This is a genomic window from Mesorhizobium sp. M0678 (assembly GCF_040320505.1).
Taxonomy (GTDB): domain Bacteria; phylum Pseudomonadota; class Alphaproteobacteria; order Rhizobiales; family Rhizobiaceae; genus Mesorhizobium.
The window spans coordinates 61,842-82,473 of record NZ_JAMYPT010000023.1 but is presented as its reverse complement, the minus strand read 5'-3'; the positions used below and the strand labels follow the sequence as shown (position 1 = coordinate 82,473).

At 61.2% G+C, this 20,632-nt stretch carries 23 protein-coding genes and 4 pseudogenes; 15 read left to right on the top strand and 12 right to left on the bottom strand.

Annotated features, from left to right (window positions below):
• Nucleotides 1-217, bottom strand: a 217-nt coding sequence (locus NKI29_RS28065; protein WP_352797953.1) for a type II toxin-antitoxin system VapB family antitoxin, incomplete at its 3' end; no start/stop codon positions are given.
• A 170-nt stretch (nucleotides 218-387) separates the two neighbouring features.
• Here NKI29_RS28065 and NKI29_RS28060 point away from each other — a divergent pair.
• A complete protein-coding gene (locus NKI29_RS28060; RefSeq protein WP_352797962.1) occupies nucleotides 388-1,392 on the top strand; it encodes a DUF1403 family protein in 1,005 nt (334 codons plus the stop codon).
• Between the two features lie 2 nt (nucleotides 1,393-1,394).
• Entirely contained in the window at nucleotides 1,395-2,132 is a 738-nt protein-coding gene (gene scpB / locus NKI29_RS28055) for an SMC-Scp complex subunit ScpB (protein ID WP_352725958.1), read from the top strand.
• 32 nt (nucleotides 2,133-2,164) lie between these two features.
• Here scpB and NKI29_RS28050 read toward each other — a convergent pair whose 3' ends face one another.
• Together NKI29_RS28050 and NKI29_RS28045 are read right to left on the bottom strand one after the other, a co-directional pair.
• Nucleotides 2,165-2,560, bottom strand: coding sequence for an RES domain-containing protein (locus NKI29_RS28050; RefSeq protein ID WP_352797951.1), 396 nt, complete (start codon nucleotides 2,558-2,560; stop codon nucleotides 2,165-2,167).
• A 75-nt stretch (nucleotides 2,561-2,635) separates the two neighbouring features.
• On the bottom strand, nucleotides 2,636-3,022 hold the full coding sequence (locus tag NKI29_RS28045) for a hypothetical protein (RefSeq protein ID WP_352450324.1): 387 nt from the start codon (nucleotides 3,020-3,022) through the stop codon (nucleotides 2,636-2,638).
• A gap of 140 nt (nucleotides 3,023-3,162) precedes the next feature.
• Here NKI29_RS28045 and NKI29_RS28040 point away from each other — a divergent pair, with 140 nt between their 5' ends.
• The gene (locus tag NKI29_RS28040) at nucleotides 3,163-3,294 is read left to right on the top strand and encodes a CBS domain-containing protein (protein ID WP_352450421.1); all 132 of its coding nucleotides are present in this window, start codon (nucleotides 3,163-3,165) and stop codon (nucleotides 3,292-3,294) included.
• Here the strand turns inward: NKI29_RS28040 and NKI29_RS28035 are convergent.
• From NKI29_RS28035 to NKI29_RS28025, 3 genes and pseudogenes are all read right to left on the bottom strand, one after another.
• Nucleotides 3,272-3,620: pseudogene (locus NKI29_RS28035) on the bottom strand (group II intron reverse transcriptase/maturase); the annotation flags it as partial. The gene NKI29_RS28040 and the pseudogene NKI29_RS28035 sit on opposite strands and share 23 nt — an antisense overlap.
• Before the next feature lie 96 nt (nucleotides 3,621-3,716).
• Entirely contained in the window at nucleotides 3,717-4,490 is a 774-nt protein-coding gene (locus NKI29_RS28030) for an MFS transporter (RefSeq protein WP_352797949.1), read from the bottom strand.
• Nucleotides 4,491-4,500: 10 nt separating this feature from the next.
• Complete coding sequence (locus NKI29_RS28025; protein ID WP_352797947.1) at nucleotides 4,501-4,884, bottom strand: MFS transporter; 384 nt, start codon at nucleotides 4,882-4,884, stop codon at nucleotides 4,501-4,503.
• Between the two features lie 363 nt (nucleotides 4,885-5,247).
• On the opposite strand from NKI29_RS28025, the gene NKI29_RS28020 reads away from it, so the two are divergent.
• Nucleotides 5,248-6,336: a glycosyltransferase family 4 protein gene (locus NKI29_RS28020; protein ID WP_352797945.1), complete on the top strand. Its 1,089-nt coding sequence runs from the start codon at nucleotides 5,248-5,250 to the stop codon at nucleotides 6,334-6,336.
• Nucleotides 6,337-6,572: 236 nt separating this feature from the next.
• On the top strand, nucleotides 6,573-8,741 hold the full coding sequence (locus NKI29_RS28015) for an amylo-alpha-1,6-glucosidase (RefSeq protein ID WP_352797959.1): 2,169 nt from the start codon (nucleotides 6,573-6,575) through the stop codon (nucleotides 8,739-8,741).
• Between the two features lie 84 nt (nucleotides 8,742-8,825).
• On the opposite strand, the pseudogene NKI29_RS28010 reads toward NKI29_RS28015, so the two are convergent.
• From NKI29_RS28010 to NKI29_RS28000, 3 genes and pseudogenes are all read right to left on the bottom strand, one after another.
• Nucleotides 8,826-9,115 (bottom strand): annotated as a pseudogene (locus tag NKI29_RS28010) (site-specific integrase); the annotation flags it as partial.
• 352 nt (nucleotides 9,116-9,467) lie between these two features.
• Nucleotides 9,468-9,713, bottom strand: a complete 246-nt coding sequence (locus NKI29_RS28005; RefSeq protein WP_352797942.1) for a hypothetical protein — start codon at nucleotides 9,711-9,713, stop codon at nucleotides 9,468-9,470.
• 210 nt (nucleotides 9,714-9,923) lie between these two features.
• Nucleotides 9,924-10,391, bottom strand: coding sequence for a Crp/Fnr family transcriptional regulator (locus NKI29_RS28000; protein WP_352797940.1), 468 nt, complete (start codon nucleotides 10,389-10,391; stop codon nucleotides 9,924-9,926).
• Between the two features lie 55 nt (nucleotides 10,392-10,446).
• On the opposite strand from NKI29_RS28000, the gene NKI29_RS27995 reads away from it, so the two are divergent.
• The 3 genes and pseudogenes from NKI29_RS27995 (at nucleotide 10,447) to NKI29_RS27985 (ending at nucleotide 14,065) form a co-directional block, all read left to right on the top strand.
• Nucleotides 10,447-10,974, top strand: a complete 528-nt coding sequence (locus tag NKI29_RS27995) for a LysR substrate-binding domain-containing protein (protein WP_352647990.1) — start codon at nucleotides 10,447-10,449, stop codon at nucleotides 10,972-10,974.
• Between the two features lie 395 nt (nucleotides 10,975-11,369).
• Nucleotides 11,370-12,890 carry an FAD-dependent oxidoreductase gene (locus tag NKI29_RS27990; protein WP_352797937.1) on the top strand — a complete coding sequence of 507 codons (1,521 nt, stop codon included), beginning with the start codon at nucleotides 11,370-11,372 and terminating at the stop codon, nucleotides 12,888-12,890.
• Nucleotides 12,891-13,361: 471 nt separating this feature from the next.
• Nucleotides 13,362-14,065: pseudogene (locus NKI29_RS27985) on the top strand (ferritin-like domain-containing protein).
• Nucleotides 14,066-14,248: 183 nt separating this feature from the next.
• Here NKI29_RS27985 and NKI29_RS27980 read toward each other — a convergent pair.
• Nucleotides 14,249-14,482 carry a hypothetical protein gene (locus NKI29_RS27980; RefSeq protein ID WP_352450333.1) on the bottom strand — a complete coding sequence of 78 codons (234 nt, stop codon included), beginning with the start codon at nucleotides 14,480-14,482 and terminating at the stop codon, nucleotides 14,249-14,251.
• Nucleotides 14,483-14,493: 11 nt separating this feature from the next.
• Here NKI29_RS27980 and NKI29_RS27975 point away from each other — a divergent pair, with 11 nt between their 5' ends.
• Genes NKI29_RS27975 through NKI29_RS33545 form a run of 3 tightly spaced genes read left to right on the top strand, consistent with a single transcriptional unit; the run spans nucleotide 14,494 to nucleotide 15,718 of the window.
• Entirely contained in the window at nucleotides 14,494-15,000 is a 507-nt protein-coding gene (locus NKI29_RS27975) for a DUF899 family protein (RefSeq protein WP_352797935.1), read from the top strand.
• Nucleotides 14,991-15,335 (top strand): cupin domain-containing protein, encoded by a 345-nt coding sequence (locus NKI29_RS33550; RefSeq protein WP_502896731.1) that lies wholly within the window; start codon nucleotides 14,991-14,993, stop codon nucleotides 15,333-15,335. The genes NKI29_RS27975 and NKI29_RS33550 overlap by 10 nt, the downstream gene beginning before the upstream one ends.
• A complete protein-coding gene (locus NKI29_RS33545) occupies nucleotides 15,332-15,718 on the top strand; it encodes a helix-turn-helix domain-containing protein (RefSeq protein ID WP_502896730.1) in 387 nt (128 codons plus the stop codon). The genes NKI29_RS33550 and NKI29_RS33545 overlap by 4 nt, the downstream gene beginning before the upstream one ends.
• A 43-nt stretch (nucleotides 15,719-15,761) precedes the next feature.
• Here NKI29_RS33545 and NKI29_RS27965 read toward each other — a convergent pair whose 3' ends face one another.
• Nucleotides 15,762-16,652 (bottom strand): LysR family transcriptional regulator, encoded by an 891-nt coding sequence (locus NKI29_RS27965; RefSeq protein WP_352797933.1) that lies wholly within the window; start codon nucleotides 16,650-16,652, stop codon nucleotides 15,762-15,764.
• Between the two features lie 106 nt (nucleotides 16,653-16,758).
• Here NKI29_RS27965 and NKI29_RS27960 point away from each other — a divergent pair, with 106 nt between their 5' ends.
• Genes NKI29_RS27960 through NKI29_RS27950 form a run of 3 tightly spaced genes read left to right on the top strand, consistent with a single transcriptional unit; the run spans nucleotide 16,759 to nucleotide 18,861 of the window.
• Nucleotides 16,759-17,628 (top strand): SDR family oxidoreductase, encoded by an 870-nt coding sequence (locus NKI29_RS27960; RefSeq protein WP_352797931.1) that lies wholly within the window; start codon nucleotides 16,759-16,761, stop codon nucleotides 17,626-17,628.
• Nucleotides 17,629-17,665: 37 nt separating this feature from the next.
• Nucleotides 17,666-18,139 carry an SRPBCC family protein gene (locus NKI29_RS27955; RefSeq protein ID WP_352647973.1) on the top strand — a complete coding sequence of 158 codons (474 nt, stop codon included), beginning with the start codon at nucleotides 17,666-17,668 and terminating at the stop codon, nucleotides 18,137-18,139.
• A 53-nt stretch (nucleotides 18,140-18,192) separates the two neighbouring features.
• Nucleotides 18,193-18,861, top strand: coding sequence for an NAD(P)-dependent oxidoreductase (locus NKI29_RS27950; RefSeq protein ID WP_352693226.1), 669 nt, complete (start codon nucleotides 18,193-18,195; stop codon nucleotides 18,859-18,861).
• Between the two features lie 304 nt (nucleotides 18,862-19,165).
• Here the strand turns inward: NKI29_RS27950 and NKI29_RS27945 are convergent.
• Nucleotides 19,166-19,509: pseudogene (locus tag NKI29_RS27945) on the bottom strand (hypothetical protein); the annotation flags it as partial.
• 654 nt (nucleotides 19,510-20,163) lie between these two features.
• On the opposite strand from NKI29_RS27945, the gene NKI29_RS27940 reads away from it, so the two are divergent.
• Nucleotides 20,164-20,574 (top strand): YybH family protein, encoded by a 411-nt coding sequence (locus NKI29_RS27940; RefSeq protein ID WP_352693228.1) that lies wholly within the window; start codon nucleotides 20,164-20,166, stop codon nucleotides 20,572-20,574.
• Nucleotides 20,575-20,632 lie beyond the last annotated feature (58 nt).

Below are 20,632 nucleotides of genomic sequence, written 5' to 3'. Positions count from 1 at the left end.
CGTCGCTGCGACTATCCAGTTCGGGCAATCGTGCAACTCTTTCTCGGATGGCGCGCAATTCTGCCAGCAGACGCTCCTGAGCGGTCTCTCCAAAGCCCAAGCGGTGCAGCCGCTCGCTCAGGGCCTGGTGAATGGCTGCCGTCTTGCTGATGCCTTGGCGACGCGCGAGTTCGTCGGCGAGAGCCACGGTGGCCGGATTTTTGATGTTCAGGGACACGAAAGACTCCAATAGTCTACCATTCTGGCGTATTCTACCATGGTCCCCTAGACCTCGTAAACAACGAATGATAATGCAACATTATCGTTCGTTGTGGAGCTACGACGGGCGCGGCGGTTTGTTCGCATTATCGTTGCCAGAAGCGCCGCGCTCGTTCATCCTCATTGACGATGATTCTTCGCCCCAAGCCGTCGCTCCGCCACAATGCTCACCCTGCCGGGATTGAACTGGTCACCACCGTGGCGCCGGTGCCGTCCTGGTTGCGACGGGCGGTCGACGGCCCGCAAAGCCTTGACGAGGCTGCGGTTGTGGCAGGCGCAACGATCGGCGCGCTCGACGCTGTCGTGCGCCGGCAGGAGCGGTGGGCCGGGGCCTGGCGGCAGCGCTTGGCGCTCGCGGCGGCCGCTTCGACGTCGCGAAAGGCGGGCCGCGTCGAGGATGACGGCGCCCTGCGTGACGCGGTGTGTCTGACCCGTCCCGGCGATGACGTCGGGCCGGCCGGCCGCATTCTGCTCGCCTGGCGCCGGCTGACTTTGCTGCCGGCAGAGGATCTGCTGACGGAAGCTGTGCTCGCCGCCGCGCTGGACGAACTCGGTCACGGAGGCGACGACGAGGCGGTGAGCGATCTGATCGAGGATCTCCGCCAGCTTTCCGGGGCGGAGGGCGTTGTCGCGGTGCTGACCGGCGCCTTCGCGGCTGCTGAGCGCCATGGCTTCGGACGCAGTTTCGGGTCCTGGCTCGCCGACGTCCTGCTGGCGCAACGGCTGGGCTGGCAATATGCGGTGCCGCTGCTGGGAGCGCAGTCAGGATCGGGCGGGTACACGCGTGGCGTGCGACCGAGAATAACCAGCCTGGCGGAGAGGGACCAGGGGCCAGGCCGGGAGAGCGTGCAGAGCCTCCTTGTGGCTCACGCGCGCGCCGCGCTGCGGGCCGTCGAGCTTTCGGCCGAGCTCGATCGTCGTGCCCAGCGGCTCATCGCCGTTGCACCGAAGCTGCGGGCAAAGGGATCGGATGCTGTAGTCGAAAAACTGCTCTCCGACGATGCGATTGTCGCGTCCCAGCCCATTCCTGGCATGAGCGAGCGAGGTCTGCGGCGCCTGTTTGACAGGCTGGTCGACTTTGGCGCCGTGCGAGAATTGTCGGGTCGGCCGACCTTCCGGCTCTATGGGCTGTAGCGATGGCGGACCGGACGGGAACTCAGCGAAAGGATAACCAGCGCTTGCTGGTCGATACCGAACTCGAGCACCTGCCGCCGGAGCTGCGCTGGCGTGAATGGATGGGCCGGATTGAGGCGGTCATCTTCGCCGCCAGCGAGCCCGTCATGCGTGAGACGCTGGCGCGGGTCGTCGGAAAGAGCTGCAACGTCGATCTGATCATCGACGACATTCGCGAGGAACTGCGCAACCGGCCCTATGAGCTCGTGTCGGTCGCCGGAGGATGGCAGCACCGAACCAGGAAAGCGTTTGCCGACGTCATTCGCGGTGCATTTGGCACAGCAACGGGCCAGGGCGCGGATAGAACGCGGTCAAAACCCCTGTCGCAGTTCGAGGCGCTGGTGCTGATGTGCATTGCATACTTCCAGCCGATCACCCGTGGCGAGCTGTCATCCTTCTTCGGCAAGGAGGTTTCACGCGATCTGATCGGCGTACTGCGCGAGCAGGAATTCATCACCTCGGGACCGCGCAGCCCACAGCCCGGCGCCCCCTACACCTACGTGACGACCAAAGCCTTCATGTCGCACTTCGGTTTCGACACGCTGCGCGACTTGCCCGATTTCGAGGCGCTCGAGGACGCCGGACTGCTCAGCAAGGAGAAGCTGCTGGCGGGAGAAATTCCGGCCGGGCTGGCGAGCGAGGAGGAGGAAGGCGAAGAGGAAGAATTAGAGGCTGACCGCGTTGAGGACCAAGTGCCCTAGAGGTCGTTGCGCCCTTGGCGAGAGGCGGCAATTCAGGACCAGGACGACTGATCGTGCGGCAGCCGATGATCGGGATCATGGACCGCGACGCGATCCTCTTCGACAAGATTGGCCGAGAAGATCGCCAGATTGGTGCCGCCGGCATGGCGCAGCGACGGAAACAGGATACCGCGAAGCCCAGCCGTGATGACCAGGTCCGCGAGCTTCCACGATGGCGGGACCTTCCTGTCGATGCGGGCGATCTGGCGCCACGCACAATCCCATCCTTGCCAGATGTCGTCCCAGACGTTTGGGTCGAACCCCTGCGAAAGGTCGGCGACCTCGGCGAGCGTGATCTTGTAGGCTGCAAGGGTGGCCGGCGGGATGATGCTGGCGCGCCTCGACGCCCGGTCGATTGAAGCGGCCGCCGTCGATCGCCGCGCCCGCACCGCTGATGGGCAGGAATGCCCATTTGGGTGTCAGATAGCGGTGAAAGATCTCGTCCGGGCCGACGTGGGTGATTCTCACCCGCGCGCCCCGTTCTCGAGATCCCTGATGAAGGCCAGAACCGCCTCGACCTGGCCGTCCGCAACGAGCTCGGCCGCCGTGCGATGGCCATAGTCGGCGATGGGCTCGTTGCGATACCAGTAGATCGCCTTGTCGACGTTACCGGTGAGTTCCGTCGCGGCCGAAATCACCTTCACCATTTCGCGCATCCGGCCCTGCAGGCGTTCCGATGCGGGATTGCGCAGCGTGTTGCGATGAACACCGGTTAACTGCGCCAGGTTGGCCACCTTCACGCCGAGGGCCTGCGACAGGCGTTTCGGCGAGATATAGGGCGTGCGTGGTTCCTGCAAGCTATCGACAAAGCCTGAGACCACCGCGGAATGTGCGAGCTGTGCGTGGGTCATGGCAAATCTCCGACCTCTCATACGCACAATATATGCACATTAAAGCGCATAGCAAGTGAACAGAGGCCTTTCCTCATAGCGGTTGCCGCCCGGAAAATGCGGGCCGACTATCTCGGCGCCCTTCCGGTCGGGAGAATGACATGCTGGTCGGCATGGTGACCGACCGCGATATCGTGATGCGCGGTGTCGCCGAGGAGCGCTCAGCCGGCAACACGACCGTTCGCGAGGTCATGTCCGAGCATGTCTATGCCATTTGCGGATCAAGCGGATGATGCGCTTGTTGCCGATCCTGTGTTCGATGAAGCGAACCAGCCTTTCCTGACTGACCGTCCCGAAGAAGTTCTGGGTGTCGGCGTCTACGATCCAGTTCACCTCCCGTTGGTCAATCGCGATGTACAGGGCATCCAATGCACCGTGTGGTCCTCTTCCGGGCCGGAACCCGTAGGAGAAACCGCAGAAGTCGCCTTCATAGATGCATTGAGCACCGTGACTGTTGCATCCTGAACGATCTTATCTTCCAGTCGCTGTTTCCCATCCGCCTTCGGTATAAACCCCCCCGCTGGACTCGTTTGTGCAAATACTCAAGCCGAAGCTCGAGGGCGCTGACGAGCCCCTCTGGCATCTTCCCCATTCCGCCGCTACCACCCCTTGGCTGAGAAGCTCGCACAATCGGCGACCATCGCCCTCATACGCGTCAATCCGATGGTGGGGGCCTTTCACGAAGTCCAATTACTAGCGGAAGGGACAGCACACAGAGTCCCGCCATCATGAGGAACCCGGGCGGGCCATAGGCTCCATAAAGCTGACCTGATACCCAGACAAGGCCCGCGGTGGCCAGCCCCGGGCCGATCGCGTAGAGGGCCTGCGCCGTGGCGGCAAGATGTGCCGGCACGCTGCTGGCGATAACACGCATACAGGCAAGATGCAGCAGTGCGAAGGTAATGCCGTGAAGCGGTTGCACGAACGCAAGCATCCAGATCGCCGCCGTTTCCGCTTCCACGACCCAGCGCAGGATTCCGGCCACCGCGGCCAGAGCAGCGGCCCCGGCCACGCCAAGCCGGCGCAGCAGGATCGGCCCGACCACAACGAACACCACCACCTCCGCTCCGACGGCTTCCGACCAAAGTATGCTGCTAGCCGCCGTGCCGACCCCGGCCGCCGTCCAGCGGATGACCGAGAAGGTGTCATGCATTGCATGGCTGCCATAGATCAGCGCCGCAATCATGACGATGCGCCGGAAAGTCGGGAGACCGAGCAGCTCGCGCAGCCCGCCGATTACGCTTTGCCCGACCGGGTCCGCAGCCCGCTCGGCGCCGGTGTCTGATTCCGGCACCAGCGCGGCGGCAGCCAACGCTCCGGCGAGCAGCGCGGTGTACATCCATATAATCGCATCCAGCTCGAAAACTCCGAGCACCTGGCCAGCCGCGAGGGTGCCAGCAACGAAGGCCGCTGATGCCGCACCCCGCACCCAACCATACTCAAAACCCGGCTCGCGGCTGACTGGGCCAGATAGACGACCAACAGAAGAAAGACGCCTCGGGCTGGCACCGATCACAACCCTCGCCGACGCCCTTGCGGCGCGCGCATCGCACGGCAGCCAGCCCAAGCGTCGCCGCTGCCGCGATCCCGATGCAGACCGCCAGGGTGATGCGGAGGGCACCGAGAAGATCTGCAATTCGATTGGCGAGCGGTCCGGCAATCAGCCGGGCTGCGTTGCCTAGCCCGAACAGAACGCCCAGCTCTTCAGGTGTCAGGCCGCGCGCCTCAAAATACCGTGGCCAGAACGGGGACGCTGTCCCGAATGCAGCATACATTGCGGCATAGAGCGCTAAAAATGCCAGCAGCGGGCCAAGGCGTGCCATGCCAAAGTTCTGCCACGGACGCGCCTCGCGCTACAGGGGGGATCTGGAGAATGATGCTTCTTCTGCGAATAAACTCGGCCCCGCTGAAGCGGCTTCGACACGCCACGTTGACCCAGAATATGATCACCTTGATGCCGGCGCTCGCGGTCGATGCCATGCCGGAATGCCCGCACCCCGCGAACATTCCGCAAAGATCAGGACCTAGGCCCTCAAGCCTTGCCTAGCCCGAACGTCACGATGGGTGATCTTCCCAGGAACATATTAGCAATTCGAGAGTTGGCGTCGATGCAATACAAGGAGAGGTGTGCGCATCGCCCGCTTTCGTTGAAGGCCGACTTTTCACTTTCACGATGTCCTGCAAAAATGAAGATCGCCCAGATTGCACCTCTTATCGAATCTGTACCCCCCAGGCTCTATGGCGGGACCGAGCGCATCGTTTCATATCTGACGGAAGAGCTGGTTCGACAGGGCCACGAGGTGACCTTGTTCGCCAGCGGTGATTCACGCACTTCGGCCGAACTGGTGGCGTGTTGCGATGTTGCACTGCGCCTGAATCCCAAGTCCCAAAACCATATTCCCTACCACATCATGATGCTTGAACAGGTCCGTAAACGGGCGGATGAATTCGATGTACTGCATTTTCATGTCGATGTTCTCCACTTTCCGATAATTCGAGAGTTCGCGCAGCGAACCGTTACCACGCTTCATGGCAGGCTCGACCTTCCGTTCCTGGCGCGGCTTTACGCGATGTTCGACGACATTCCGCTGGTCTCGATTTCCGATGACCAGCGCCGGCCCATGCCGCCGGTTAATTGGCTCGGAACGGTCTACCATGGCCTGCCGCGTGATATTCTTCCATTCCGGCGGAAAGCCTCGGGATATCTGGCATTTCTTGGCCGCATCTCACCGGAAAAGGGCCCGGAAGTGGCGATAGAAATCGCCGCCCGCGCTGGAATGCCGCTGAAGATCGCGGCCAAAATCGACGCGGTTGACCAATCATTTTGGGCGGAGCGAGTTGAGCCCCTGGTGCTTCGATATTCGAATGTCGAGTTCATTGGCGAGATCGATGAGCAGCAGAAGGCGGAGTTTTTGGGCAATGCGACAGCGCTGCTGTTTCCGATCGACTGGCCCGAACCGTTCGGCCTTGTAACCATCGAGGCAATGGCCCGCGGCACCCCGGTGATAGCCTTCAACCGCGGCGCCGTTCCAGAGGTCATCGATGATGGCGTGTCCGGATTGATAGTGGACAGCGTCGACGAAGCTGTGGAGGCTGTACGGCGGATAGGCGGTCTCGATCGCGCACGGGTACGGGAAACTTTTGAAAGGCGGTTCATGGTCGGGCGCATGTGCAGCGACTATATGGCGGTCTACCGCTCGCTCGCCGGCAACAAGCGATTTGCATTTGGCTCTCGAAATGGCCGCGCTGAAATGCAGCTGGTCAGGCCTGTTTGATCGAACCGGCCTAGAACCGATCGGCTTCGAGCCGCTTTTGATCGCGCTTTACAGCAGAATTCGCCAATGATTCGCCCAGAATTCGAACGAGGCTCTCCGCGATCGCGCGCCGAGTGCGGGATCGACGCGAGACGCTGTTGATGAGGATGGTTCGGCGCCGGCCTTATGGGGAAGCATGTGTGCCTGCGCCGCCCAAGTCTCCACCGCCTAAGTCTCTTTCGAACAGGAGGGCTGACATGACCACTGAAGTCGAAGCACGCAAGCTTGATCCAGCTGTGGCTCTCCCGGCGCTCGACGAATCGGCGCCGCGCGAGCCGCATAGGCAATTTGCTCTCAAGCACGAGGACTGCTTCATCGTCGCGGACAGCTACGGCGACATACGCGGCACCGGCGACGGGCTTTTCCGCGACGATACGCGTGTGCTGTCGCGCTTCCGTCTGTTCGTCGGCGGCCGCATGCCCTCACTGCTTGGCGCCTCGCTGTCGCAAGATAACATCCTATTCACCGCCAATCTGACAAATCTGGCCACCATCGGGCCGAACGGTAGTGAAACGCTGCCGGGTGTCGTGCACATCGATCGGACCCGGTTCATCTGGCGAGACCGCATGTTCGAGCGCGTCATCTTCACGAACTACTCCGCGCGCGATGTGCTGCTGCCGGTCCGGTTCGACTTCGACGCCGATTTCCGTGACATGTTTGAGGTGCGCGGCACTACGCGCAGCCGGCGCGGTCGCGCGCATGAAGCGCGGGTGGGCGAGTCAAGAGTGACGTTTCGCTACGAGGGCCTCGACAATGTGGAGCGCCAATCCGTCATCGCGTTTTCGATGACGCCCCATCAGATGCACCCCAATCACGCTGAGTTCCTCATTCTGGTGGGGATGCGCGACAGCAGAGCGCTCCATCTGGAGGTCGGTCACAGCGAGGAAATCCCGTCCAGTGATCGCTTCCGCGCGGCCGCGGCGCGAGCGCGGTTTGCCATGCGCTCAAAGCGTCGACAGGGCGCCACCGTCTTCAGCTCCGGCCGCGTGTTCAATGACTGGCTCACGCGCACCCGCGCCGACATAGCGTTGCTGACCACTGATCTGGAGACCGGGCCTTATCCGTACGCCGGTATTCCCTGGTTCTCGACCGCCTTCGGCCGCGACGGCGTCATTTCCGCCTTGCAAATGCTGTGGCTCAACCCTGACCTTGCCCGCGGGGTCCTGGCGTTCCTTGCCCGCTATCAGTCGACAGAGACTTCGATATTTGACGATGCCGAGCCCGGCAAGATCATGCATGAAACGCGCAAGGGGGAGATGGCTGTGCTGCGAGAGCTACCGTTCGGCCGCTACTACGGCGGCGTCGACACCACTCCGCTCTATGTTTACCTGGCCTGGTCCTATGCCGATCGCACGGGCGATGACGAGTTCGTCGATCGCATGTGGGACTCGCTGTGTGCGGCCATCGCGTGGATGGAGGAGGTAGGAGCCCGCAACGGAGAGGGTTTCGTGACCTACAGCAGGGCGGCAGATACGGGGCTTTTCAACCAGGGCTGGAAGGACAGCGCAGACGCTATCTTCCATAGCGATGGGACGATACCCAGGGGACCAATCGCACTGGTCGAGGTGCAAGGTTACGTCTTCGCAGCCTATCAAGGCATGGCTGCGCTGGCCGCCAAGCGCGGCGATGTCGCCAAGGCAGCGCACTGGAGCGGCATGGCAGAAAGGATCCGCAACGCAGTGGAGACGCAGTTTTGGATGTCAGACCGCAATTTCTATGCCTTGGCAATCGACGGCGAAGGCAAGCAATGCGCGGTGCGCGCCTCCAACCCCGGTCACCTGCTTTATGTCGGGCTACCGTCAGCTGAACGGGCGCAATCAGTTGCCGAGCAGCTGTTATCAGCCCATCTCCACAGCGGTTGGGGCGTTCGGACTTTGGCCGACGACGAGCCTCCATTCAATCCGATGTCCTATCACAACGGCTCGATCTGGCCGCACGATACGGCAATCTGTGCCGCTGGGCTCGCCCGCTACCAGGAGCGCACCAGTGTCGTGAAGCTTATGAGCAGCATGTTCGAGGCGGCGGTCCGTTTCAACATGCGGCTCCCGGAGCTATTCTGCGGGTTTACGCGTGCGATCGGTGATGCGCCAGTGGCCTATCCCGTGGCTTGTCTGCCACAGGCATGGTCCGCCGGATCCGCCTTCATGATGCTGCAAGCCTGTCTCGGGATTCGGATCGATGGTTGGAAGGGCGAGATCAATGTCGAACGCCCTCGGCTGCCGATAGGCATCGACAACATCGTCCTCCGGCACTTGGCGGTCGGTGACGTGAAGGTCGACCTCACTTTTCAGCGCGTCGGCGACCGCATCGTCTGCTATCTCGACGAGCGACACGAGGGCCTCGTGCCGCTGGTTGTGCGCTCTTAACTGTGGGCGGCTGCAAAAAAATGGTCGTGCATCAGGCAACCGAGCCCCACCCGACCGGGCTGCAGAGCGGTTGTACTCTTTTTGGCGAAGGGCGGTTTCGGTAAGATAGCCGGAGCGCAGGCCGTGGGCGGAGAAGGTTTGCGGGTCGAGCCCGGCCTCGGCGACGCGGCGCTTCAGGATCAGATTGACGGCCTGCGGCGTGAGCGCTCGTTTTTCGAGATTGCCCACCGGTCGATGCCGCGAAACACGGCGGCTTCAGATATTTCGGCGCGCTCGAGCCACGATTGCAGCACCGTCACCGGGCGGCCGACGAGCAGTACAGAGGCGTCGCTGTCGGCCTGTGTCGTCTTGGTTCGGCCGAGCCGGATCGACAGACGCGTCCACTAAGCCGGACCAACGGAACGACCGGTGTGGGGCCGGAACCTGACCGTCCGTGATTGGGAGCCACATGGCTAAAGCGGCTGTTCCGCTATTGAGCCTCGACAGGCGTCCTAGGGATCCGCGGCGTCGAGTTCAATCGCGAATCCCGCATCGATCGCGCTTCGCGCAATGAGATCGCCAAGTTCCCAGTCCGTCAGTTCGCAAAGGGAAGCATTCTCCTGATAGTGTGGCTAACCTCGGATATCGAAATCCTCGGGCTGCCGATGTTGTCGATCAGGTAGCGGACAATCGCTTGGCGAACGTCCAACAAGGTAGGCGTCTGCGCGAGCGCAGGCATCACCGGCCCTATGAATGGAGCTGTGGTTCTGCGGCCACGGCTGTTTTGAAGTCGAATGCGACGGGCACACCGTGAATGATGCATGCTGCCCCCACTAACTCCTCCAGTTCGCGGTCGGTAGCCTTGCATGCCGGCATGAGCGTTCGGATGGCACGGATTGCCTGTGCGATGGAGAGGAAGTGGGCCTTGCCCCTAGAGAGCACATAGGCTTCGGCGGCTCTTTCAACCGTGACGGTGTGAAAAGTATTGGTCATGTGAGTTCCTCCCTGAAACCCAAACCAACACGATTTATGGCACCAATTCGGCAGCCTGCAAGGGTTTGTCCGATTCCGAACAGTTAGGCGGAGGCTAGGCCGAAGTGACTTTGCTCCTCCTCGCCGTAAGCACCGTGTGTGAGTTTTATCATTCCAACGCGATCGACGATTGCGATCTCGCCGCGTTTGGCGTGAACCAGCCCCCGATATTCAAGCATTTGGAGGGCGGTGGTAATCGCCCGGGCGCCGGGCACCAAGCATGGTCGCCAGAAATTTATGCGTCAGGTAGATCTTGTTTCCTTCGGCGCGGTCTTGGACCATCAGCAGCCAGCGGGCCAACCGCTCCTCGATTTTGGAATGGCCGTTGACCAGCGCGGTCCGGGACGACTGCACGAGGAACGCGTGGGCATAGCGAAGCAGCGACTCGCGAAGGGACTGGCTTGCTGCAATCGCAGCGCGAAGGTCTTCAACGGGCAGAATCCAGCCATTGCCGGCGACCTGGATATAGGTTTCATTGGGAGATCTGTCTTGGCCGAGGATAACGGCAACCCCTGTCATGCCATCGTGGCCGACGATGCCGACTTCGCTTTGCCGCCCACCGGTCATGGTGGCGACCACCGATGCAATGCCCATCTCTGGAAAATACACACGCTCGATCGGCTGATATGCGACCTTCAACTGGTCTTTGATGTCGAGTTCGACGTGATGTTACCCGGACACCGATTGCAGGCCATTGCTAACGACCGCTCCTTACGATTGGGAAATTTTCTTCGGAGGTGAGTTCGATCTCGCCTTTGACTGCGGTAATCCAAATGGGCCGAAAGATATCGACGCGGTGCTAGTGTTGCAATCGTTCGGCACCCCAGTTTGCTCTCCAAAGCTGCTGGAGAGAGGGGTGCCACTAACCTCTCCTGCCGACCTGGTTCACCATAACCTGCTGCATGAAACGTCTGATCGGCACGATTGGAAAGTTTGGGCTGGGCGATTTGTGCCGAACCTTCTTGACGTGAACTCGGGTGAGGTCTTTCCCAGTGCCGATATGGCCTATCGTGCCGCGGCCATGGGCCAGGGCGTCGCGATCGGAGACCTCTCTGTGCTCCACGAAGAGATCACCAAGGGAGAACTGGTCCTGCCGTTCAAGGATATGCAGATCTCTGACGACACGGAGGCCTATTACTTGTGTTGCAGAAGAGATTGCTGGACCGACCCTCGTATCGCCGCATTCCATCAGTGGGTATCGGCCGAGGCAACGTGGTCCTGAAGGCCGGGACGGTCAGGCGCGCCCCAAACGGCGACAATCGGGCGCGGCCATTTAAGTCGCATAGCATCGTATCCTGGAACTTCGAGGTGTCTACTCATAGAACACTGCATGGGGATGCCTTCAAGATCGTCCAGACACTACACGGTCACGTACTGGTTGCGCCTTGTCAGATGTGGCCAGCGTTCTCGCTGTTGGCGGACCACGGCAATTGTCCGCGAATGCGGCTAACGCTTCGAACTGGCGATTGAAACAGCTGGCCTGGAAACCCGCGCGAAGGGGGTGCTTCCCACCTGCGCAGTCCGTGGAGCTTAGCGCATTAGATCGGCGTACAAACGCAGCGGGAACTTTTAGCCCCTCGCGTCCATTTCCTGATCGATGCCCTGGAGAGTTCCGCCATGAATGTCAGCGATGAAAGGACTGTATCCCTTTGGGCGGCAACCGAAGTCGCGCCTGAGGCGGTTCCGCTCGAGCGGAGTGAACAGGTCGATGTCGTGGTCGTCGGATCTGGCATTGCCGGACTGTCGGTCGCCTACGAACTGGCCGTCGCCGGGCAAAAGGTGGCAGTGCTTGATCGCGGCCGGATCGGAAGCGGCATGACGGCACGCACCACCGCGCATCTGTCATCGATCTGCGACGACTATTTTTCGGAACTGATCAAATTGCGCGGCGAGGAACTGGCGCGGATTTACTACCAAAGCCAGTCGGCCGTTATCAACCGTATCCAAGCAATCCAAGAGGCGGAGGGTATTGCGTGTGATTTCCGCCGCCTCGACGGCTTTCTGTTTCCGGCGTCAGGCAGAAAGGAATCCGTCATCGAGCGCGAACTGGACGCCGCTCTGAAGATTGGTGTCGACGTCGAGAAAACCGCAGGCGTGCCGTTTGCAGGCTTTTCGGATACGCCCGTCCTTCGCTACGCCAATCAGGCGACATTTCACCCGCTCAAATATCTCCGCGGGCTGGCTGCGGGCATTCGCGCGCGCGGCGGCATGCTTTATGCGGAGACTATCGTCGACAAGGTCGAGGAGACCGACGGCGGCGTGCGCGTAACCACGGTCTCAGGCTTTGCCGTGTCTGCCAAATCGGCCGTTGTCGCCACCAACTCGCCGATCAACGATCGGGTCGCCCTTCATACCAAACAAGCGCCCTATCGGACCTACGCGATGTCATTCGAGATCGCGCGCGATATCCTACCGGATGCGCTGTATTGGGATACTGAAGACCCTTATCACTATGTTCGGCTTCAGCCTGGCAAAGGTCGGACCGACTTCCTGATCGTCGGAGGTGAAGACCACAAAACAGGACGGGCCGATGATGCCGGCAAACGCTTCGCGGCCCTGGCGGCCTGGACCAAAAGGCTGGTGCCCGATGTCGGCATGGAAACCAACCGTTGGTCCGGGCAGGTGATGGAGACCGTCGACTATGCCGGGTTCATCGGTCGCAATCCCGGTGACCGGCGTGTCTTCGTTGCTACCGGCGATTCCGGCCAGGGCATCACCCATGGGGTCGTGGCAGGCCTGTTGATTTCCGACCTGATTCTCAAGGGGGAAAGCCCCTGGCGGGAACTTTACGAACCCTCTCGCAAGACGGCACGCGCGATCGGCGATTACCTGGCGGAGAATGCGACAGCGATCAAGAGTTTTGCCGAGTATATCGCGCCTGGCGAAATCGATTCCGCCGACAAGCTGCGGCCGGGAGAGGGCGCTATCGTGCGCGAAGGGCTTACCAAAGTCGCGGCTTTTCGCGATGAGGACGGCACGCTCCACAAGCGCTCGGCCGCATGTACTCATGTCGGTTGCCATGTTCATTGGAACTCGCTGGAACGCTGCTGGGATTGCCCCTGCCACGGCTCGCACTTTGCCATTGATGGCAGCGCCTTGAACGGACCGGCCGTGTCGCCCTTGGCTTCGATCGAATAAGCCAATCGGCGTTCGCTTGTGTATTGGCGCCGAAGCACCGGCCAGCGCAAATGACGCCTATGACGTAGATATCACTGGTCATAAAAGGCTACATCGATGCAGTTGTGATCTCTAGCTTCTCGACAAGACGAGAGACATCAGTCGCCCATAATCAGCTCAAGGTCATGGCTCGGATTCGAAGCACAACATTTGGCGAAAATGCGCGACAACCGAAGGAACATTTATCGAGTTTTACGGGGTTAGAAAGGCTGGCCCGCGATCAGGTGCCAACAGGTGATACCGGCGGGCTTTTGGGAGGAAGTCAGGATCCGTGTCACGCCTTCAATTCATATTTCGCGCCGTCGCGCGTTGCAGTTCGGCTTGGGAGCAACCCTCGCCACCACCACGGGCCTGACGCCGGTTTCTCGCGCCTATGCCCAGGAGGACGTGCAGGACGAAGACATCTTCCGCTTTGCGCTCAACCTCGAATATATGGAGGCTGAATACTATCTCCGCGGCACCACCGGAAAAGGCATCGACGCAGCCGATGCCGGCTCGAAATCCGGCGACGTCGTTGGCGGAAAGCAGTCTCGTTCGAGACGCCGGCCATCGGCGAATTCATGCAGGAAGTTGCTGAAAACGAACTCGCGCACGTCCGATTTTACCGCAAGACGCTTGCAAAGAACGCCGTCGACAGGCCGGCCATAGATTTCGATGCGGGGTTCAAGGCGGTTACGGAGGCAGCTGGCCTCGGGCGGGACTTCGATCCCTTCGGTAACGAAACGAACTTCGTTCTCGGCGGCATGCTGTTCGAGGATGTCGGCGTCACCGCCTATGCGGGTGCGGCGACAGTTCTGAAAAACAAAGACTTCCTCGCCGCCGCCGCAGGCATCCTGGCGGTCGAGGCCTACCACATGGGAATGGCGCGATCTACGCTATACCGGAAGGGAGAGAAAGCCTGGAAGGCCGCCAACGCTGTCTCCGATGCCCGAGACAAAATCGACGGATCGGACGATAAGGACCAGGGAATCCAGGTGGACGGCAAAGCCAACATCGTTCCTTCAACGCCGGACGCAATCGCCTTCACCAGAACACCGCAACAGGTGCTCCGGATCGTCTACCTCACCGACAAGGACGGAGTGAGCAAGGGCGGCTTCTATCCGGAAGGGATGAACGGCACGCTCAAAAGCACCTGAGCCAGTTGCGACAGGCAATCAGATCGCCGGAAGACGCGGGGCGGGTTCACGAGCGCAATGATCGTGGCCACTACGCCTGCATGACGATCCCGATGCCAAAACCTGCCGCTGGAGCCCAGGACAGGATCGGATGACCGTCCGGTTTGGTTTCGAGCCGCGACCTTCGCGGCGTAAACGGCAAAGTCAGGAAATGGCGCGTCCCGCGGGTAGCAATCGGCTCGATGGAACGACCGCTTCGGGACCAACCAGACGATGCTGCTCTTGTGCTCGTCGGGTGAGCCGGGCTACCGTCCGCTCGCCCTGTCCGTCCTGCGCCTCGAGGCCCTCGAGGACGGACGGGTCGCGGAGGTCGTCGACTTCGAGGTGCCGATGAGTTTTCCGCTGCCGCGCGGTTTCAACAAGGACGAGGTCGAACATAGGGAGGTCGGATGGAGGTCGCGACTGAGCAGGAGTGGCAGGCCGCCCGCAAGGAGCTGCTGGCGGCCGAGCGGGAGCTGGCGGCGCACGAACGGCGCGTCACCAAGCAGCGGCGGGAGTTGCCCTGGGTTCCGGTCGAGAAGCACTACGCTTTCGCCACCGACGACGGGCCGAAGTCCTTGCCGGAGCTGTTCGATGGCCGCTCGCAGCTCCTCATCTATCACCTGATGTTCGGGGAGGACTGGAAGATGGCGTGCCCGGGCTGCACCTCGGTCGGCGATGGGCTGGGCGGCATGGTCACGCACGTGAACGACCGCGACGTGACGCTCATCGCGATGTCGCGGGCGCCGCTGGAGAAGCTGGTGGCGACTAAGGCACAGCGCGGGTTGACGATGCCCTACGTGTCGGGCTACGGCGACGACTTCCTGTTCGACTACGGCTTCGCGTTCCGCCGGGAGGAGATGTCCGGAATCGTCCGCGACGAGTTCGACATGGGGCAGCTGCTCCGATGTTGCTGATGGCCGGCGACTTCGTGCTGGTTCCGGAAATCTTCTCGTTCACGATGAGCAGCCTGGAACCGCCTCCTCGCGGAGCCCTTGCCCAACGTCTTGAGACCAGCCCGGGTGTCTTCCGGCTCGGAGACCCAGAAGCGACCGCCGAAATCAAGGCGATGGTTGGCCATTGTGCCTTTGGCTCGGATGACAAGACTCTTCTCGTCTCGTTGCTACCGGAGGTTATCCACGTCCAGGGCGAAGAGCGGCTGATGATGCTGGTCGGGATGATAAACGACGAAACGAGAGCCGACCGGACCGCCCGTGAGATGGTGCTTCACCGGTTGTTGGAGTGCTGTTGATCGAAGCTTTGCGTTCAACGGCAAGCGCCGCGGCCCCGCCCGGTGTCCTGCGTGGTATGGCCGATCCGCTGCTGGCACCGACCTTGCGCCGGATTCACGCGGATCCAGGTCGCAGCATGACGGTGGAAACACTCGCGCGGGATGCTGCCATGTCCCGTTCGACCTTCTTCGATCGTTTCCGGAGGGAGGTTGGCGTGGCCCCGATGGAATACGCGATCGGCTGGCGCATGGGCGCTGGCGAAGGAATTCCTTCGCAAGGATGTTGCCACGGCGGAGATTGCGCAAGGCGTCGGTATGGCTCGGCAAGCGCCTTCAGCGTCGCGTTCAGTCGGCATGTGGGAATGCCGCCCGGCGCCTATTCGCGGGTAAACACCGCTGGGTAACGCCGGCCCGATTGCAAAATGTGGAGCAGGCTGCTTTGGCCCCTCACTTGCCGATGTAGGCCGCCAGTTCATCGGGCGTTCCGTTGGGAAAAGCCTGCTTCAGAAAATCCAGGAAGGCAGATACACGCGCGCTCAACAGACGCCGCGACGGGTAAAGCGCCCACAGCGCGATCTCGGAACCCTCGATATCACCCCAGTGCAGCAAAGTGCCGTCGGCCAGGTCGTGACTCACCAGCGAAATCGGCATACGAGCAGCGCCTACGCCGGTTCGCACGGCATCCCGAACCATGATGAGGGACGACAGTGCGAGAATGGCCTCGATCCCGATCGTCGCGGATCCTTCTGAAGTCACGACGTTCCAGGTCTGCCGATCGCTGGCCCCACGCACGACACCTGGCACCGAGAGATCTGCGGCCGGCCGGGGCAGATCGGGGCTTGCCACGACGACCAGGCGATCATGCAGAAAGGCTCGGCCGACAAGACTTTCGTCTGGGTCCGGATTGACCCGGATGACCAGATCATAACCTTCCTCGATCATGTCCACGGCTCGGTCCTCTGTCGTGACTTCCAACCGCACGTCGGGATATTTCAATGCAAAGCCCGCCGCGATCCTGCCCATGGCTGTCTGCGAAAACAACAGCGGCGCGCTGATCCGTAACCTGCCGCGCGGCTTGTCCCCGCCCGCCGCGATCGTGGCCGCCGTTTCGTCGAGCTCCGTCAGCAGAGAGGCTGTCCGCTCATGAAGGGCGCGTCCTTCCTCAGTGAGTTTGAGGTTGCGCGCGCCACGTTCAAAGAGCCGAAGTTGAAGGGCAGCCTCCAGTTCCGTAACCCGTCGGGACAAGGTCGCTTTGGGACGGCCGGACGCCCGCGACGCTTTGCCGAAGCCACCGTGACGCGCGACAAGGTTGAAATCGGCAAGGGCGACGAGATCCATAATCGTTCCACCTGTGAGACGAAGTGTCTAAATTAACAGCCTATTGGTTTAAGAATGAACCAGCCATATTCCGGGTGTCAAGCAATACCAACCCGGAGAAAATCCCATGACCATTCTCGTTACCGGCGCCACCGGCAATATCGGCGGCCGAGTCATCCATCACCTCGTCGACCGCGGCGCTGATGTCCGCGCTCTCGTCCGCGACCCCTCCAAGGCCAATTTCCCGGCAGGTGTTGCCGTCGTCAAAGGTGACTTCCTGGACGTCGACTCCCTACGTACCGCCTTCGACGGTGTCTCGACGCTCTTCCTGCTGAACGCTGTCGCACCAGACGAGTTCACCCAGGCTTTGATCGCCCTCAACGTAGCCCGCTCGGCTGGCGTCGAACGGATCGTCTACCTGTCAGTCATTCACCCGGACGTCTACGTGAACGTGCCGCACTTCGCCGGCAAGTTCGGCGTCGAGCGGATGATCGAGCAGATGGGCTTTCACGCTACCATCCTGCGTCCGGCTTACTTCATCCAGAACGATCTGACGATCAAGGACGTCATCGCTGGCTACCGCGTTTACCCGATGCCCGTCGGCGACAAGGGGCTTGCCATGATCGACGTTCGCGATATCGCGGAGGTTGCTGCCCTTGAGCTGCTGCGCCGCGAACAGGCCGCACAGCCGCTCCCGATCACTCGCATCAACCTGGTCGGTCCCGATACCCTTACCGGAGCGGATATCGCCGCGATCTGGTCGGACGTGCTCGCTCGCCAGATCAACTATGGCGGCGGCGATACGGCTGCCTTCGAGCAGAACCTCAAGCAGTTCATGCCTCCATGGATGGCCTACGACATGCGCATGATGGGCGAGCGATTTTTGACCGATGGCATGCTGCCCGAGGGCAGTGATGTCGAGCGCCTGACGACGCTTCTTGGACGTCCGCTCCGCTCCTACCGCGACTTTGCCTCGGAAACCGCTGCCTCTGCCTGAGGCAATCAGCCACAATTTCAAACAAAGGACCATCAACATGATCTATTCGACCGCAACCGTCCCGGTGAATCCGGAAGGCGAAACAAAGCTAACCCGGGAGCAAGTATGGAAGGGTTTGGAACTGAAGGCGCGCGACGCGCGCCTGTTCCTCCCGCCGGGTCTCTGCACCCGCTGCGATGTCGTGGAGGAAAGTGATACCCACTTCGTGCGCGAAGCCACCATCGCCGGCTCTGACATCAGGGAGATCATCACCCTCGAGCCGCAGAGCAAGGTCACCTTCTTCCAGGCGACCGGCCCACGCGAAGGCGCCATTATCAATGAGCTTTTCGAGGACGAAGCCGGCGCACTGCAGCTGAAGTTCTACTGCTACCTCGGCCTGCGCGGCAAGGAGGCTGATGGCCCAGAGGAACAAGCCGAGCAGACGCAGTTCGACAGCGACAAGGGCTACAAGTCGGCCCTGCTGTCGACGCTGAAGCGGACCCGCGAACTGCTCGCAGAGGGCCGCCTTTGAACCCAACAGGGCGGCCCCCTGAGAGGCGCCAGGCTTTCAAGAGGACCAAAATCATGACCACACCCGTCTCTGAAACACGTTTCGCCGCCGCACCGAATATCCTGGTGCTCGGTGCCACCGGGCCGACCGGCCGCCATGTCGTCAGCCAGGCCGTAAGCCGCGGCTACGATGTCACCCTCCTGGTGCGCTCGCCGGAAAAGGCCGCAAACATGAAGGGAGTGAAGATCGTCGTTGGAGACGCCCGTGACGAGAAGGTGTTGCGCCAGGCCGTCAAGGGTCGCGATGCCGTGATTAGCGCGCTCGGCACACCGGCAAGCCCATTTCGCGAAGTCACCCTTCTTTCGACCGCGACCCGAGCGCTTGTCAGCGCCATGAAAGCGGAACACGTCTCGCGTCTCGTCGCCATCACCGGTATGGGCGCTGGCGACAGCGCAGGGCACGGCGGTTTCCTCTTCGACAAGCTGATCTTCCCTCTACTCCTGCGCAAGGTTTACGCCGACAAGAATCGTCAGGAGGCAATCCTCAAGGGCAGCGATCTGGATTGGACTATTGTCCGTCCTTCAGTTCTCAACAACAAGCCTGCACGCACCACGATCCAGACGCTCACGAACTTGAACCAGTTCCGCGGAGGCTCCATTTCGCGCGAAAACGTTGCGGCCTTCGTGCTGGATCAAGTCACCACGGATCGCTGGCTACATAAGTTGCCGTTGATCACCGGGTAGGGTTGGCTTGAACGGCCTATCAAAGCGGAAACCGCCAGCGCGACGATTGCGGTCAAACGAGCCGCGAACGCATAGCTGCACTGCACAAAAATTAAGTGCAGTGTGATTCGTGCATACAGACTTCAGTTGATGCACATGGCGGCTTCCTCCCAGTTCCGCCGCAGTAGCTGTTCCCCTCTGGAGGTCCATGACCTTCACACGTTATGGGCCGCGGTTTTCCGTCGGCCCTTTTTTCTTTTTCAGAACCAGGTCGCAATGGCGTTGCGGACGCTGAAGGAAGGCGGGGCAAAGCCCCGCGATCGTCCTATTCGAAGGCTGCCATTTGGACCGTTGCGGCCTTTTGGTCGACCGAGTTTGCAGGCTGCTCGACCGGGCGAGCGTAGGGCTTCCAGGTTTCGCCTGTGATGTCCTCGTAAGCCGAGACGGCACCTTCGGCTGCCATGCGAAGCACGTGGGCCTGCAGGCCCATGTCGGCTGCGAACTCGCGCTTGCGTTGGGCGCGATTATCGAAGCCTACCGGGCCGTCCAGGTCCTCGTCTCTGGTATCGAGAGTTTCGTGGTCAGATCACGGGCCTCGCTGACCGCGCGGCTGTAGAATTGCCCGGCGCCGTAGGCGGAGCCGACGAACGACCCCACGATGCGCTGCATGCATGGCCAAATCAGGACGATGCCGATCACCAGGACTACGCTGGCCGTCATGGCGATCGACCGAAGCAGCCCCGGGCCAAAGCGGGGCACGGCGAGCTGCTTCGAATAGTAGCGGTTTTCGGCTTCGGCGTTCATCGGCGACCGACGAGCCGAAGTTTGAAGGTTCGCGGCAACGAGACTGTAAATATCCATGACGTCCTCCGGTCCTAGGTTCATCACAGACATCCTGACACGAGCAGCGGCTTTGACCTGTCATGCGCGCGGACGACAGGAGCCGAATTCCAGTCACATCCGGAGATGGACATCCCCGAGCGGCGCGCCAAACATCAAAAGCTGTTTCGCCTGGTGTCGGCTCTCAGTGAAGCGAACCTTCGAGTGACCGCTACCGGCTCAAGTTGACCAAACCGGACCTTGCTGGGCCGATTTGGCGGCTCGTAAGCGGACGTTGACCGAAACCAGTGACTTTGACCCTCTCGCGACCCACGGAAAGTTGAACGTCTCTCCCTAAGCTGACACTCAAGAACACGCGTCGCAGCAGCCGGATTGGCTGGACGGAGCCAAGTATGATCACCCAATGTCGGATTGAACGCCTCCCGATCGTCCTCGATACAGAACCAGCTTGACGGAAGAATATCGAGGAGGAGGAGAGTTCTAATGGTGAACAAGGAGCGTGACGCTGAGGCACACATCCAGGCGCTTATCGAGCGCTGGGCGAACGCCGTGCAGCAGCAAGACCTGGAGACGATCATGGCGGATCACGCGACGGACCTCGTGATGTTCGATGTCCCACCCCCGAACGAACTTCGTGGAATGGAGGCTTACCGGGATAGCTGGGGTCCGTTCTTCGACCACTTCAAATACGGCGGCGTTTTCGCGATCGAGCGGCTGGATGTCACGGCGGGCGACCGGGTTGCTTTTGCAACCGCATTGCTGCGGTGCGGTACGAAGGACGAGCTTGAAAAGGATCCGACAACCCGCCTTCGCCTTACCGTCGGATTGCGGAAAGAGGGTGACCGCTGGATCATCGCTCACGAACACCACTCGTACCCATACAAGCCGGACTGAGCAGCGCATCGGAGTAATCCAGCGATCGAAACAGCGGTGGCAATTGACCAGCCGCTTG